Source organism: Actinomycetota bacterium (assembly GCA_035759705.1).
Taxonomy (GTDB): Bacteria; Actinomycetota; CADDZG01; order JAHWKV01; family JAHWKV01; genus JAJCYE01.
The window spans coordinates 1-13,305 of record DASTUJ010000041.1 but is presented as its reverse complement, the minus strand read 5'-3'; the positions used below and the strand labels follow the sequence as shown (position 1 = coordinate 13,305).

Sequence of the window (13,305 nt, the reverse complement as noted above, 5' to 3'; positions counted from 1 at the left end):
GATCGCGATGATCGGAAGACCCAGCTTGCGGGCTTCACGAACGGCGATGTCCTCCTTCCGGGTGTCGACGATGAACACTGCGTCGGGACGGCGGTTCAGGTCCCGGATGCCGTCGAGGTTCTTCTGGAGCTTCTCCAGCTCCTTGCGAAGAACCAGGGCCTCCTTCTTGGGGATCTCGTCGAAGATGCCCTGGGCCTCCTGCGACTCGAGCTCACGCATGCGGAGAATCCGCTTGTGGATGGTCTGGAAGTTGGTCAGCATGCCGCCGAGCCAGCGGTAGTTGACGTAGGGCATGTTCACGCGCTTTGCCTCTTCGGCTACGGAGTCGGCGATCTGCTTCTTGGTGCCCACGAACAGGACGATCCCGCCGCCCTGGACGAGCTTGCTGCAGTACTCATACGCGGCTTCGATGCCGGTCATGGTCTTCAGCAGATCGATGATGTAGATCCCGTTGCGCTCGGCAAAGATGAAACGGCGCATTTTGGGATTCCACCTACGGGTCTGGTGTCCGAAGTGGACTCCAGCCTCGAGCAGTTGCTTTAGTGAAACGACGGCCATGCCGTCTCCTTTCGGTTCCCAGGACTGAACACAACAGCCCAAAAAGATTGTCTTGACAAAAGTGTGTAGCCCTAGCTTATCGCCGGAGCACGAACGGTGCGTCACGCGCGGTAGTCCGAGCCGCCAGGAATTGTGTTTCGGGGCGCCCCGGACATCGTTGCGAAAATTCTGCGGGGTCGCTCCAAATGCTTGGACGAACGCCGCCGTTTCAGGATATCAGCGTCTGGAGCCCTTGTTCAGCAGGGACCGGAAGGTCATGACCGACTTTGCGTTCATCTGGGAGATCCGGGCCTGGGACACACCCACCACCTGGGAGATTTCCGCCAGGCTGAGACCTTCGTAGTAGTAGAGGGTGATGGCGGTGCGCTCACGCTCGGGAAGGCTGGCGATGGCCTTGACCAGGAACTGCTTCATCTCCTTCTCCTCGACCGAAGCCAGCGGGTCTTCGGCTTTGGTGTCGACGAGGGTGTCCACCAGCGACATCCCGCTGTCGCCCTTGTCGCCGACCGACATCAGTCGGTCCAGCGAGACGAACAGGATCGTCGAGACCTTGGCGTAGATCGAGCGAAGCTTGCGGACGGTGACTTCCATCTCCTCGGCGACCTCTTCGTCGGTCGGGGTCCGGCCGAGCTTGTCCTGCAGCTTGCTCAGGGCCTCCTCTACCTTGCGGGCCTGGGACCGGACCGAGCGGGGGACCCAGTCGAGGGATCGCAGGTCGTCGATGATCGCTCCGCGGATGCGGGCGGCGGCGTAGGACTCGAACTTGAAGCCCCGGTCGGGCTCGAACTTGTTGACCGCCTCCATCAGGCCGAGGATGCCGGCCGAGGCCAGGTCTTCCTGGTCGACGTTGTTGGGGAGGCCGATGGCCACACGGGCTGCCACGTACTTGACCAGCGGGGCGTAGTGGACGATCAGCTCGTCGCGGGCACGGGCCGACCCGGTGGACTTGAACTCGGTCCACAACTCGTCGACCGGTCCCAGGGTCTTCGCCGGAGGTACGTCGTCCTCTAGATCGTCTTCGTCGAAGTCGTCGTCGTCAACCACACCGGTATCCACCGATGTACCCGACCCGCCGCTGCCGGGAGCGACCGAAGCCCCCGCATTCATCGAATTTTTACGCTCATAAGCTACTTGAGTATAGCCAGGGCACCTGCGCGTCGTGGGTCGAACGCAGGCCGGCGGCCGGCTATCTGCCACTTTCTGCGGCTGAGCGACTACCTCACTGAGCCGATGCCGGCAGCCCTCCGTCTACCGCCCGGGCGTAGCGGCCCCCGGGACGCCGGCTTACGAGCTTCGCCATCTCCAGCTTCACCAGCACCGCCGCGGCGGTTGAGGCGGGCATCTTAGCGCGCCGGGCGATCAGGTCGAGCAGCAGGGGCTCGGCCTCCAGCACAGCCAGCACCCGGGCTTCATCGGGGTGAAGATCGGGCCCTGGGAGTTCTACGGGAGAGCTCCGCAGCATCCCCAGGTCCTCGAGGATCTGGTCCGCCGACGCCGCAAGCCGGGCGCCATCCCGGACCATCAGATGGGGGCCGATCGAAACCGGCGAGTGCACCGCGCCGGGAACCGCGAACAGCTCCCTTCCGTACTCTGCTGCGAGCCGGGCCGTGATCATCGCCCCACCGGTCCCCGACGCCTCGACCAGAACGACACCCAGCGACATCCCGGCGATGATCCGGTTGCGCACCGGGAAGTGGTACGGCATCGGCCGGGTGCCGGGCTCGTACTCCGAGACCAGCGTCCCGCTAGCCGCTATCCGGTCGAACAGATCCCGGTGCCGGGCCGGGTAGCAGATGTCCAGTCCGCACCCCATCACGGCGACAGTACGGCCGCCGGCCGCCAGGGCGCCCCGATGGGCGGCTCCGTCGATCCCCTTGGCGAGACCGCTGACGATGGTGATGCCCGAGGCCGCCAGCTCCCGGGCCAGCCAGAAGGCAGCTTCCAGCCCGTAACGGCTGGCCCGCCGGGTGCCGACCACCGCGAGGGCGGGCGCAGGTTCGAGCGGCTTCCCGGCGAGCCACATCAGGTCGGGCGGCTCCGGGACCTCCTTAAGCAGGGGCGGGTACTCGGGGTCCCGGCGGCCGATGGTGCGCAGGTTCACTGGGTGCCCCAAACCGGCCGGCGGTACTGGAGCGCCTCGGCGAGGTGCTGCTCCTCGATCTGCATCGACGCCGCCAGGTCGGCAATGGACCTGGCGACCCTCACCACCCGGTCCATCCCCCGGGCCGAGGTGTCCATCGAGCCGAGCGCCCGGCGAAGGAACCGCCGCGCCGTGGTGTCCAGATCCGCCAGCCCGGTTGCATCGGGGCCGCTCTCCAAGCGTCCTTCCCGGAAGGAGCGGGCCCGGATCACCCGGTCCCGGACCAGGGCGCTCGGCTCCGCCGGCTCCAGGTCGAACAGCTCGTCCTGGGTGAGCCGCGGAACCTCAACCTGCAGGTCGACCCGGTCGAGCAGCGGCCCCGACAGCCTGGAGCGGTACGCCTCCAGGCGGCCCTGCGGACAGCCACACTGCCCCGAGGAACCTCCCCCTCCTGGGCATAGACATGGGTTCGCTGCGGCCACCAGACTGAAGTCCGCCGGGTACTCGACCCGGGTCGCTTGCCGGACCACCCGGACCTTGCCCTCCTCGAGAGGCTGGCGGAGCGCCTCCAGTACCGGCCGGGAGAACAACGGCAGTTCGTCAAGGAACAGCACCCCCCGGTGGGCAAGCGAGATCTCGCCCGGCCGCGGGAGGTAGCTTCCTCCGCCGATGATTGCCGCGGCCGATGCGTGGTGATGCGGCGCCCGGAAGGGCCGCTCGGTAATCAGGGCCTGCTCTGGCGCCAGCATGCCGGCCACGGACCACACCCGGGTGGCCTCCAGGGCCTCCTCTTCGGACAGTGGGGGGAGGATGCCGGGCAGGCGCTGGGCCATCATCGTCTTGCCGCACCCGGGTGGCCCGACCAGCAGCAGGTTGTGACCCCCGGCCGCGGCTATCTCCATTGCCCGGACGGCGTGCGCCTGGCCCCGGACCTCGCACAGGTCCGGTCCGCGATACTGCGAAGAACCGAGCAGCTCGGCAACGCTCACCCGGCCGGCAGCGCACGGCGTCAGACCGCCCCCGAGAAAGTCGATCGCCTCGGCGAGATTGGCTGCGCCGACCACGTTGATCCCGGAAACCAGGCCCGCCTCGAGCAGGTTTGCCCTGGGCACGACGAGGCCTTCCCAACCGTGATCCCGGGCCGCCAGCGCCGCCGCCAGCGCTCCCCGGATGGGCCGAAGGTTCCCGTCGAGGGTGAGCTCGCCGACCATGCCGTAACGGTCCAGCACCGGGAACTTCAGGTTCCCCATAGCAGCCAGGACGCCGATGGCCAGAGGCAGGTCGAACAGGACGCCGTCCTTCCGCAGGTCCCCGGGAGCGAGGCTGGCGGTGACCCGGCGCTGGGGAAAGGTGCAGCGGCCGGAGTTGTTGACCGCGGCCTTTACCCGCCGGGGCGCCTCCTTGACGGCGGTGCTGGGCAGACCGACGACGTGAAAGTCCGGGAGCCCCTGGCCGATGTCGATCTCGACGTCAACCGGCCGCGCATCCATGCCGACGACCGCAACGGAGGAAACCTTGGCGAACATGGACCCACCATAAGCAGGGGGTGTGACAGGTTTTTGGCTAGGGCGCTCCCGCCGGACGGACCTTCCACTCCAGACCGTCCGCCGACTCGAAAAGCAGCCGGTCCGACGTGATGGCCAGGTACCCGTCGTCCGTCTCTGCCAGGGCCTCAACTGCGACCCGAAGGTCGGTGAACTGCCACGGCTGGGTCTCGGTCGACCAAAGCACTCCCCCGGCGGTTCCGATGAGACGGCGGCCGGGTTCCGCCCGGTCGACCAGGGCCGCCCGGATGGGCGTCTCGAGAATTCGCTCCCAGCTGCGTCCCCCGTCCTCGGAACGCCAGAGACCCGTCGACAGGTCTCCGGCGAGCATCTCGGAAGACGAGCCTTCACCCACAGCCAGGGCCAGGATCTCCCGCGGCCCCCTCTCGAATTCAACCGGGTCCTGCGTACCATCAGAACCGATGCGCAGCAGTTCGCGCCCCCGGGCCGCCAGCACGGTTCCGTCGGAGGTGCCGGTCAGCGCGGTGACCCCCTTCAGGTCCGGCACGGCTTCGGTGAAGTCCTCCAGGTCGTCAGACCGGTAGAGCGTTGCCGAGCTCAAAACTGCGACCCCCGACCCCGCCCCGGCTACCAGCGACTCCCCGCTGAACTCGTCCACAGCCGTCCAGGTGCTGCCGTCGGAGCTAGTCAGCACCCCCTCGGCGGTGCCGATGAGAAAACCGTCGCCGGTGGCCGCCAGACCGAGAATCGCCGCCTTGCCGGGAACCGAACCCTTGACCCGGGCCCCCTTGACCACCGCGGCGATCATCGACCCGAGCAGAAGGAACCCGATCAGGGCGGCCAGCCCCAGCGGCCAGCGGCGCCGCATGGCCGGCCTAGAACGCGTCGGCAAGGTGAGTCAGGCGTACGGGTTTTGAGGCGACAACCGAGACGACGTCGAACCGGCAGTCCCGGAACTGCGGGCGCTCCATGGCGATGAACGCCTCCGCCAGCCGCCGCAGGCGAAGCTGCTTGCGCTGGTCGACCGCCAGGGCGGGGTCGTAGAGGGAGTCGCGGGTGCGGCACTTGACCTCGACGAACACCAAGGTCGAGCCGTCCAGCGCGACCAGGTCCAGCTCGCCGAAGCGGCAGCGCCAGTTGCGCGTCAGGACCAGCATGCCCTTGCCCTCGAGCAGGCCGGCGGCGGAGTCCTCGCCGAGCATCTGTACCTGTTGCCGTTCCGTCACGGGATGCAGACTAGCGGCGGGCGGTGACAAGACTTCTACAGGCTCTCAAGGTCTCCCATGGAGGGGTTCCGGTCCACCGGCCGGGAAAGCTCCTCGATGTTCAGGTCCCGGACGGTGTGGATCTTGACCTCGGTGACAAACCGGGTGGGCCGGTAGATGTCCCACGCCCAGGCATCCCTCAGGATCAGCTCGAACCAGGTCGCCGAGCCGGCGCTCGGGTGGGCCACAACCTCGTAGCTGTTGCACAGATAGGAGCGGCGGTCGGTCTCCACCACGTAGCGGAACATGGGAAGGACGTCCCTGTACTCACGGTACAGAGCCAACTCCAGGTCTGTTTCGAACTGCTCTAGGTCTTCGGCACTCATCAATTACCTCCCGGTCAATTGATCGTACCCGGTCGGCGAAGAACAAGTGTGAGAGCAGGTAACCGGCAGCAGGCGCCCTTCGGTCCCCTCGACGGCGAGCTTGCGGACCGGCGCAAACAGCCTCCGGTGGATGGGGCAGGGGCCGAATGCCGACAGCGCCCACTTGTGGGCCGGCGACGGGTAGCCCTTGTTCAGGTGGAAAAGGTACGGCGGGTAGTGGAGCGAAAGATCGGCCATCAGCCGGTCTCTCATGACCTTGGCGACGATAGAGGCGGAGGCGATGGAGACCGACTCGCAGTCCCCCCGCACGACCATCTTGACCCGGGGTTCGAGCGGGTTGGTCTTGAGGAAGTTCCACTGGCCGTCGATGAGGAAGTAGTCCGGCCACACGGCCAGCCCGTCGAGGGCCCTGGCCCCGGCCCGGCGCATGGCTTCGGACAAACCGACCCGGTCGATCTCGTCCGGCCAGCTCATGCCGGTCGACCAGCACAGCGCCTGGCTCCGGATCCGCTTGGCAAGGACCTCCCGGCGCGCGGGGTCGAGCAGCTTGGAGTCCCGGACCTTGTAGACCCGGCTCCCCGGGTTGAAGATGACGATCCCGACGGCCACCGGCCCGGCCCACGCCCCCAGGCCGACCTCGTCGACGCCGGCGATCAGCTCCGCCCCGGACTGCCGCAGGGCGGCTTCGTGTTTGACCCCCGGCACCGGGTTGGTCCGCCCCTTGACCGTCTTGCCCCGGACCCGGTAGGTGCGGGTGCGGTAGGTCGCCTTATAGCTGGTTGCGCTCAACGCACCTCATCCATTGCCGGACAGGTTACCTCTCTGGGGCACTCAACCAGGTGAAGCGGGTGACCGGCCAGATGAGGGCGAACCCCTTGCCGACGATGGTGTCCTTGGGGACCGGACCGAACCCCCGGGAGTCGTGCGACTGGAACCGGTTGTCACCCATCACGAACACCGTGCCCTCAGGCACCTCGGTGGGCGGGAAGTCGGGCATCGGCAGGAAGTCCTTGCGGTAGGGCTCGTCGATCTGCTTGCCGTCCACGAAGACCGAGCCGATCTTCACCTCGATGGTCTGGCCCTCCACCGCGATAACCCGTTTTATCAGGTCCTGGATCGAGCTTCTGAGGCCCAGCCCCTGCGCCGCCTCGTTCATTACCTCGCCGATCGGGCCGGTCTCCGGCTCGGCAACCGTGTTCTTGTCCGGCGAGGTGAAGACGACGATGTCGCCCGGCTGCGGCTCACGGAACTTGTAGATGAGCTTGTTGACGAGGACCCGGTCGTCCTTGACCAGGGTGTCCTCCATGGACTCGGAGGGGATGAAGAACGCCTGGACCACGTAGTTGGTCAGCAGCACCGCGGTCAGGATTGCGATCAGCCCCAGGATCACAATTTCCTTGAACCACTGGCCGAGCGACTGGTGCTGCTGCCGCTCGTGACTGGTCACGGGATTCTTGACCTTCTCGGGCCGGTCCTTCCGCTTCTTCTTCCTCTTCGACGACTTGCTGGAGGTCAGCTTCTCCATGTCGGTCGTCCCGCCGTTGCGGGAGAAGCGCCGGTGCTCCGGCTCGGGGTCCTTGAGGAACGGGTCCCAGGCCTCATTGCCTCCCCGGATGGCGGACTTGACCTTGGTGCCCTCGAAGGGGGCGTCGACGAGGGTCGAGCCCGACTCCTGCCGGGCCGCCTGGCGGGCGTCGTCGTCCGAGCTGGTGGAAACCGGCGGCTTCAGCGACTCCGTGGGGGCCGGCGACGCCTTCAGCGTAACGGGGGCGGGCTCCGGCGGTTTCTTCGCAACAAATGAGTTGAAGTCGTCCTCCGACGACCGTTTCGGCGCCGGCTCAACTGGATCCGGCGCAAAGAGGTCCTCGACGTTCCGGGCAACCGGGATGGCGGGCTTTGGTGCAGGGGGAGGTGGCGCCTGTACCCGGGGGGCGATGGTTTCGGGTGCCGCAGCCGCCTTCGGGGGCGCCTCTCTGGGAATCACGTGGGAACTGTGGGCCGGGGGCGCCTCGGCGGGTTCCTTGCGGCGGGTCGGCTTGTAGTCGCCGTCACCGTTCCTGGACCGCCCGAAGCCGGACCTCTTGGGGGCCCGGTACTTGGGTACGTACTTTTCAGGCATGTTCTAGACCTGCTCGAACCGGAACCTGCGAGACGAAATCAGCTGGATCCAAGCCAGCGGAATCGGTTCAGGGGCCAGATAAGGACGAAAGCCTTGCCGACGATTGTCGACTTGGGGATGGGGCCGAAAACCCGCGAGTCCTCTGAGTTGCTCCGGTTGTCCCCCATCACGAACACTTTATCTTTACCGACGGTCGTAGGGCCATAGTCGGGCATCGGATTCATATCCTTGCGGTAGGGCTCATCGAGCTTGACGTCGTTCACATACACCGAACCGAGCTTGACCTGAACGGTCTGCCCCTCGGTGGCGATAACCCGCTTGATGAAGTCCTGTTCGGAGGACTGCAGGCCGAGGCCCTGCATGACGTTGTCGACCACCGCCTGGAACGGGCCCTTCTCGGGCTCCGGGATGCGCTCGGCCAGGGGCGACTCGAACACGACAACGTTCGGGTACTTCGGCTCGCTCAGGCGGTAGGTGAACTTGGAGACCAGGACCCGGTCGTTGATCTTCAGGGTGTCCTCCATGGAACCGGAGGGGATGAAGAACGCCTGGACCACGAAGGCCTTGACCAGGATCGCGATGCCGAGCGCCACGACGACCAGTACCGGCAGCTCCTTGAAGAACTGCCCAACTGTCTGCTTTTCCTTTTTCGGATGCTCGGCTAGTCGCTCGGACCCAGACCTGGTCTGCATCAGGTCAGAATCGCTTTTCTTTTACCTTGGCCGCACGGCCCACTCGGGAGCGCAGGTAGTAGAGCTTCGCCCGGCGCACGTCGCCGCGGGTGACCACGTCGATGTTCGCAAGAATGGGCGAGTGGACCGGAAAGGTGCGCTCGACGCCGACGTTGAAGGAAACTTTGCGGACGGTGAACGTCTCGCGGACTCCGGAGCCCTGGCGCCGAATGACGATGCCCTGGAAGATCTGGATTCGCTCCCGTGTGCCTTCAACAACTCGAACATGGACTTTGACCGTGTCTCCGGGGCGGAAATCAGGTAGATCCTCCCTCAAGACGGGGCGCAGCAAAACGTCCGTCCTTGTCATGTGTTCACCCCTTTGGGTCGGGTCATAAAGCCTGTAGAGACTTTCGAAAGTGGAACGCAGAAGATGCGCTTGTACAGATGATAGCCGAACCTCCCGCCCATCGCCCCCGATGGGACAGCTAGGGCTCCTCGGACCAGCCCTCCACCGTTCGCCGCTCGTCGTCGGTGAGGGAAGCCGATTTCAGCAGCTCGGGCCGCCGATCGAAAGTACGCCTGAGCGCCTGCTCCCTCCGCCATGCCACCACCTTTGCGTGGTGGCCGGAGAGCAGGATCTCGGGAACGGCTAGCCCCCGGTATTCGGATGGCCGGGTGTACTGCGGGTACTCCAGCAGGCCGTCGGCAAACGACTCCTCGCCCAGTGAGCCGGCGTTGCCCATCACGCCCGGGATGAGGCGGGAGACCGCTTCGATCAGCACCAGGGCCGGCATCTCGCCCCCGGCCAGGACGTACTCACCGATCGAGATCTCCTCGGCGCCGAGCACCTGTCTTATGCGGTCGTCCATGCCCTCGTAGCGGCCGCAGACCATGACGACCTGCTCCTCGGAGGCCAGCTCGGCGGCCAGCGCCTGGGTTAGCGGCCTCCCGGCTGCGGCCATAAGGAGGACCCGGCCCGCGGGCTTGCGCACCGCCTCCACCGCGTCGACCACCGGCCCCGGGGCCATGACCATCCCGGCTCCACCGCCGAACGGCGTGTCGTCGACCTTGCGGTGCGGCAGCGGGGCCCAGTTGCGGAGGTCGTGCACGCCGACTTCGAGGATGCCGGCCTGGATCGCCTTGCCGAGCAGGCTGACCTTGAGCGGGGATTCGAACGCCTCGGGGAAGATCGTCAGGACGTCAAATCTCAAAAGAGCCCCTCGGGTGGGTTGATCACCACTTTGCCGGCGTCCAGGTCGACGGAGACCACCAGCTCTTTGGCGGCTGGGAAAAGGACCTCGCCGGAGGGCGTGTCAATGGACCACAGATCCTGGGCGGGCCTGGTGAAGACCTCGGCGACCTTGCCGAGCACCCGGCCGTCGGCGTGGACCACTTCGAGTCCGATGACCTCGTGCTCCCAGAAAGCGTCCTCGTCCTCCAGGTCGTCCACTTCCGACGCGTCGACGAACAGCAGACGTTCCCTTAGCGGCTCGGCCTCCTCCAGGCTGTGGATACCCTCGAAGAAGACCAGCAGGGCGCCCTTATGGTCACGGGAGGAGACGATCGTGACGGGTTCGGCGGAGTCGAGGTCGGGTCCCCACAGCAGCTCGGCGCCGGCGGCGAAGCGATCTGGGTTGTCGCTCAGGACGCGGATGAGGACCTCACCACGCAGGCCGTGGGGCTTGACGACCCGGCCGACCAGGAGGTACTCGGACTCTTCTTCGGACTCTTCGGACGCCACGATCAGTTCCAATGCCCGGAGGCGCTAATCAATGATCTCCACGATGGCGTTGCGGTCTTCCCTCAGGGCAGCCGCTTTGACCACGGCCCGGATGGCACGGGCGATACGCCCATTGCGGCCGATGACCTTCCCGACGTCGTCGGGATGCACAAACAGGTCGTACATAATCGTACGACCTGATACCTCTTCTTCTATCCGAACATCGTTTGGGTTTGAAACCAGATACGAGACGACAAACTCGAGCGTTTCACGCGAGCTCATTTTGCGGAAGAAGCGGAGAGGGTCTTGCCTTTCTCATCGAGAGCGCCTGAGATCTTGAGGAGCTTGGTCACAGCGGCCGACGGTTGTGCGCCCTTGCCGATCCACTCGAGTGCACGTTCGTTGTCGATCTGCACTATCGAGGGCTCGTTGCGGGGGGCGTACGTACCAATCGACTCGATGAACCGGCCGTCACGGGGTGCGCGGGAGTCCGCGACTACCACCCGGTAGGTTGGCTGCTTCTTCTTGCCTATGCGGCGGAGTCTTATCTTTACCATTAGGGCAGTGTATCAGCGAACCGGCGGGGTGGCCTGGCTGGGGACGACCTCAACCAACCCCATCCGCCGGTCGCTGCCTACATACCCAGCCCCGGCGGCAGGCTGAAGCCCTTCTTACCCTTCTTGCCGCCGCCCACACCGAACTTCATCATCTGCTTCATCATCTTGCGGGCGGCGTCGAACTGCTTGATCAGATCGTTTACCTCACGGACCTGGCTGCCCGACCCCTTGGCGATCCTGACCCTCCGGCTGCCGGAGATTATCCGGGGGTCGTTTCGCTCCTGCGGGGTCATCGAGCGGATGATCGCCTCGATCCTGGCCACGTCGTGGTCCTGTACGTCGATGTTCGACATCTTGCCGATGCCCGGGATGCCGGGAAGCATCTTCATGAGGTCGCCGATGCCGCCCATCTTCTTCACGCTCTGGATCTGTGTAAGGAAGTCCTCCAGGGTGAAACGGGCTTCCATGACCTTGCGGGCCTGGGCCTCGGCCTCCTTCTTGGACATCGTGCCCTCGGCCTTCTCGATGAGGCTGAGGACGTCGCCCATCCCGAGAATGCGGGAGGCGATCCGGTCCGGGTAGAAGGGCTCCAGGTCGGTCAGCTTCTCGCCGATACCTGCGAACTTGACCGGAACGCCGGTGATGGTCGTGGCGGACAGGGCGGCGCCTCCCCGGGCGTCTCCGTCGATCTTGGTGAGGACGATGCCGGTCAGCGGCAGGGTTTCCGAGAACGCTTTGGCGGAGTGAAGGGCGTCCTGACCGGTCATGGCATCCAGGACGAACAGGACCTCGTTCGGCTGCACGACGTCGTGGACCCGGGCGACCTGGGCCATCATCTCCTCGTCGATACCGAGGCGGCCCGCGGTGTCGACGATCACCACGTCGGCGTTGCGGCGGCCCTCCTCCAGGCCGGCCCGGGCGACCTTGACCGGGTCGGTCTCCCCCGGTTCGCCGCTGAAGAACTGGACGCCCGCCTGGCCGGCGAGAACCTCCAGCTGGCGGATGGCGGCGGGCCTCTGCAGGTCGGCGGCGACCAGCATCACCTTGCTGCCCTTCTTCTTCAGGTGGGCGCCGAGCTTGGCGGCCAGGGTGGTCTTACCGGAACCCTGCAGGCCGGCCAGCATGATCACGGTCGGGGGCTTGTTGGCCATCTTCAGCGGGGAGAGGGTGCCGCCGAGGATGTCGATCAACTCGTCGTGGACCAGCTTGACCACGTGCTGGCCCGGGGTGAGGGACTTGAGGACCTCCTCCCCCACCGCCTTCTCACGGACGTGGCTGAGGAAGGTTTTTACTGCGGGCAGGGCGACGTCGGCCTCGAGAAGCGCCAGGCGGATCTCGCGGAGCGCGGCTTCTACATCCTTCTCGGACAGGCGCCCGCGTCCACGGAGCTGCTTGAAGACGTCATCGAGGCGGTCGCCCAGGGCATCGAACATTTAGCCATTGTAGGGGCGATCTGTGACGGTATCGTTTGCCGGATGGACATCACGTTTCGAGGGCTGACCGACGATGACCTGCCCCTGATGCATCGTTGGCTGAACGAGCCCGGCGTCGTGAAGTGGTGGGAGGGCGACGACGTCTCCTGGGAGGGCGTGGTCCGGGACTACGGGTCAACCAAGCGGGACGACTCAGAACACTGGCTGGCCCTTCTGGACGGCCGGGAGATCGGCTGGATCCAACATTGGGAGACTTCCGGGTCTCCCGAGGAGTGTGCCCCTTGGTGGGAACTCGGCATGGATCGCTCTGCGGTTGGGATCGACTACCTGATCGGTGAACCGGAGCTTCGGGGCAAAGGCGTCGGTCCGGCGATGATCAAGGCCTTTGTCGACCAGGTGGTCTTCGGGATGCACCCGGAGTGGACGCAGGTCGGAGCTAACCCGTACGAGGCGAATGTCGCCTCATGGAGGGCCCTGGAGAAGGCCGGCTTTCGTCACTTGGGGACCTATGAGGACAAAGACGGGCCGTGCAAGCTGATGGTGGCCGACCGGCCATCTCAAGTTTGAGACTCCGGCAAATCTCTTAGAATTGAAGTCCAGCATCATGGCAATTTTCGCTCGATCAGGGATGACGTCGGAATCCATGAACCATTTCTTGATCGTGTACGACCGGACATCCGGAGACTCCTTGAGCCTCAAGGAGTTCGATTCCGGGTCGGGAGACATCGCTCTGCAGGAACGGTTTGTTCTAGAGCGAGTACACAAAGATGAGCCAAATATCGAGGTGATAGTCCTCGGGTCATCCTCATTGGAGTCTCTGAAGCGAACGCATTCCCGCTACTTTGAGCAGCTTTCGTTGGAGTCGTTTGACCGGTCGAACTCGAAGAGATCAGGCGCCTGGCAACTGAGGTCGCGGAGCCTAAAGCCTCCTAGCTACTCCAGCATCGCCGTGACAAAGGCCTCCGGGTCGAAGTTCTCCAGGTCGTCGATGCCCTCGCCGACGCCCACCGCCTTCACCGGGATGCCCAGCTGCTCCTGGATCGCAATCACGATGCCGCCCTTGGCGGT

The 13,305-nt window shown here is 65.4% G+C and carries 18 protein-coding genes; 1 reads left to right on the top strand and 17 read right to left on the bottom strand.

The window, feature by feature from the left end; translation table 11 throughout:
• The 16 genes from rpsB to ffh form a co-directional block, all read right to left on the bottom strand.
• The coding region (gene rpsB, locus VFV09_02720; protein HEU4866618.1) for a 30S ribosomal protein S2 at positions 1-558 on the bottom strand (558 nt) is incomplete at its 3' end.
• Positions 559-774: 216 nt separating this feature from the next.
• On the bottom strand, positions 775-1,602 hold the full coding sequence (locus tag VFV09_02715; protein HEU4866617.1) for a FliA/WhiG family RNA polymerase sigma factor: 828 nt from the start codon (positions 1,600-1,602) through the stop codon (positions 775-777).
• A 175-nt stretch (positions 1,603-1,777) separates the two neighbouring features.
• Positions 1,778-2,659, bottom strand: coding sequence for a DNA-processing protein DprA (dprA, locus tag VFV09_02710; GenBank protein HEU4866616.1), 882 nt, complete (start codon positions 2,657-2,659; stop codon positions 1,778-1,780).
• Positions 2,656-4,164: a YifB family Mg chelatase-like AAA ATPase gene (locus VFV09_02705; protein HEU4866615.1), complete on the bottom strand. Its 1,509-nt coding sequence runs from the start codon at positions 4,162-4,164 to the stop codon at positions 2,656-2,658. The genes dprA and VFV09_02705 overlap by 4 nt, the downstream gene beginning before the upstream one ends.
• A 37-nt stretch (positions 4,165-4,201) precedes the next feature.
• Positions 4,202-5,011, bottom strand: coding sequence for a hypothetical protein (locus VFV09_02700; protein HEU4866614.1), 810 nt, complete (start codon positions 5,009-5,011; stop codon positions 4,202-4,204).
• A 7-nt stretch (positions 5,012-5,018) separates the two neighbouring features.
• Positions 5,019-5,369 carry a YraN family protein gene (locus VFV09_02695; protein HEU4866613.1) on the bottom strand — a complete coding sequence of 117 codons (351 nt, stop codon included), beginning with the start codon at positions 5,367-5,369 and terminating at the stop codon, positions 5,019-5,021.
• Positions 5,370-5,404: 35 nt separating this feature from the next.
• Entirely contained in the window at positions 5,405-5,734 is a 330-nt protein-coding gene (locus tag VFV09_02690) for a DUF2469 family protein (protein ID HEU4866612.1), read from the bottom strand.
• 3 nt (positions 5,735-5,737) lie between these two features.
• Entirely contained in the window at positions 5,738-6,523 is a 786-nt protein-coding gene (locus VFV09_02685; protein HEU4866611.1) for a ribonuclease HII, read from the bottom strand.
• A gap of 25 nt (positions 6,524-6,548) precedes the next feature.
• The gene (gene lepB, locus VFV09_02680; protein HEU4866610.1) at positions 6,549-7,853 is read right to left on the bottom strand and encodes a signal peptidase I; all 1,305 of its coding nucleotides are present in this window, start codon (positions 7,851-7,853) and stop codon (positions 6,549-6,551) included.
• A 38-nt stretch (positions 7,854-7,891) separates the two neighbouring features.
• A complete protein-coding gene (gene lepB, locus VFV09_02675; GenBank protein HEU4866609.1) occupies positions 7,892-8,545 on the bottom strand; it encodes a signal peptidase I in 654 nt (217 codons plus the stop codon).
• A gap of 4 nt (positions 8,546-8,549) precedes the next feature.
• Positions 8,550-8,894 carry a 50S ribosomal protein L19 gene (rplS, locus tag VFV09_02670; protein ID HEU4866608.1) on the bottom strand — a complete coding sequence of 115 codons (345 nt, stop codon included), beginning with the start codon at positions 8,892-8,894 and terminating at the stop codon, positions 8,550-8,552.
• A gap of 118 nt (positions 8,895-9,012) precedes the next feature.
• The gene (gene trmD, locus VFV09_02665) at positions 9,013-9,738 is read right to left on the bottom strand and encodes a tRNA (guanosine(37)-N1)-methyltransferase TrmD (GenBank protein HEU4866607.1); all 726 of its coding nucleotides are present in this window, start codon (positions 9,736-9,738) and stop codon (positions 9,013-9,015) included.
• The gene (rimM, locus tag VFV09_02660; protein ID HEU4866606.1) at positions 9,735-10,268 is read right to left on the bottom strand and encodes a ribosome maturation factor RimM; all 534 of its coding nucleotides are present in this window, start codon (positions 10,266-10,268) and stop codon (positions 9,735-9,737) included. Before rimM ends, trmD begins: the two co-directional genes overlap by 4 nt.
• A 24-nt stretch (positions 10,269-10,292) precedes the next feature.
• Positions 10,293-10,529, bottom strand: a complete 237-nt coding sequence (locus VFV09_02655) for a KH domain-containing protein (protein ID HEU4866605.1) — start codon at positions 10,527-10,529, stop codon at positions 10,293-10,295.
• The gene (gene rpsP / locus VFV09_02650) at positions 10,526-10,804 is read right to left on the bottom strand and encodes a 30S ribosomal protein S16 (protein HEU4866604.1); all 279 of its coding nucleotides are present in this window, start codon (positions 10,802-10,804) and stop codon (positions 10,526-10,528) included. The genes VFV09_02655 and rpsP overlap by 4 nt, the downstream gene beginning before the upstream one ends.
• A gap of 77 nt (positions 10,805-10,881) precedes the next feature.
• Positions 10,882-12,237 carry a signal recognition particle protein gene (gene ffh, locus VFV09_02645; GenBank protein ID HEU4866603.1) on the bottom strand — a complete coding sequence of 452 codons (1,356 nt, stop codon included), beginning with the start codon at positions 12,235-12,237 and terminating at the stop codon, positions 10,882-10,884.
• A 42-nt stretch (positions 12,238-12,279) separates the two neighbouring features.
• On the opposite strand from ffh, the gene VFV09_02640 reads away from it, so the two are divergent.
• Complete coding sequence (locus VFV09_02640) at positions 12,280-12,804, top strand: GNAT family N-acetyltransferase (GenBank protein ID HEU4866602.1); 525 nt, start codon at positions 12,280-12,282, stop codon at positions 12,802-12,804.
• A 366-nt stretch (positions 12,805-13,170) separates the two neighbouring features.
• Here the strand turns inward: VFV09_02640 and VFV09_02635 are convergent.
• The coding region (locus VFV09_02635; GenBank protein ID HEU4866601.1) for a signal recognition particle-docking protein FtsY at positions 13,171-13,305 on the bottom strand (135 nt) is incomplete at its 5' end.

Bases quoted from the DNA above. Each gene is read 5' to 3' on its own strand.
- VFV09_02705 (HEU4866615.1), bottom strand. From the start codon at position 4,164: ATGTTCGCCAAGGTTTCCTCCGTTGCGGTCGTCGGCATGGATGCGCGG.
- VFV09_02700 (HEU4866614.1), bottom strand. From the start codon at position 5,011: ATGCGGCGCCGCTGGCCGCTGGGGCTGGCCGCCCTGATCGGGTTCCTT.
- VFV09_02690 (HEU4866612.1), bottom strand. From the start codon at position 5,734: ATGAGTGCCGAAGACCTAGAGCAGTTCGAAACAGACCTGGAGTTGGCT.
- lepB (HEU4866610.1), bottom strand. From the start codon at position 7,853: ATGCCTGAAAAGTACGTACCCAAGTACCGGGCCCCCAAGAGGTCCGGC.
- lepB (HEU4866609.1), bottom strand. From the start codon at position 8,545: ATGCAGACCAGGTCTGGGTCCGAGCGACTAGCCGAGCATCCGAAAAAG.
- rplS (HEU4866608.1), bottom strand. From the start codon at position 8,894: ATGACAAGGACGGACGTTTTGCTGCGCCCCGTCTTGAGGGAGGATCTA.
- VFV09_02655 (HEU4866605.1), bottom strand. From the start codon at position 10,529: ATGAGCTCGCGTGAAACGCTCGAGTTTGTCGTCTCGTATCTGGTTTCA.
- rpsP (HEU4866604.1), bottom strand. From the start codon at position 10,804: ATGGTAAAGATAAGACTCCGCCGCATAGGCAAGAAGAAGCAGCCAACC.
- ffh (HEU4866603.1), bottom strand. From the start codon at position 12,237: ATGTTCGATGCCCTGGGCGACCGCCTCGATGACGTCTTCAAGCAGCTC.
- VFV09_02640 (HEU4866602.1), top strand. From the start codon at position 12,280: ATGGACATCACGTTTCGAGGGCTGACCGACGATGACCTGCCCCTGATG.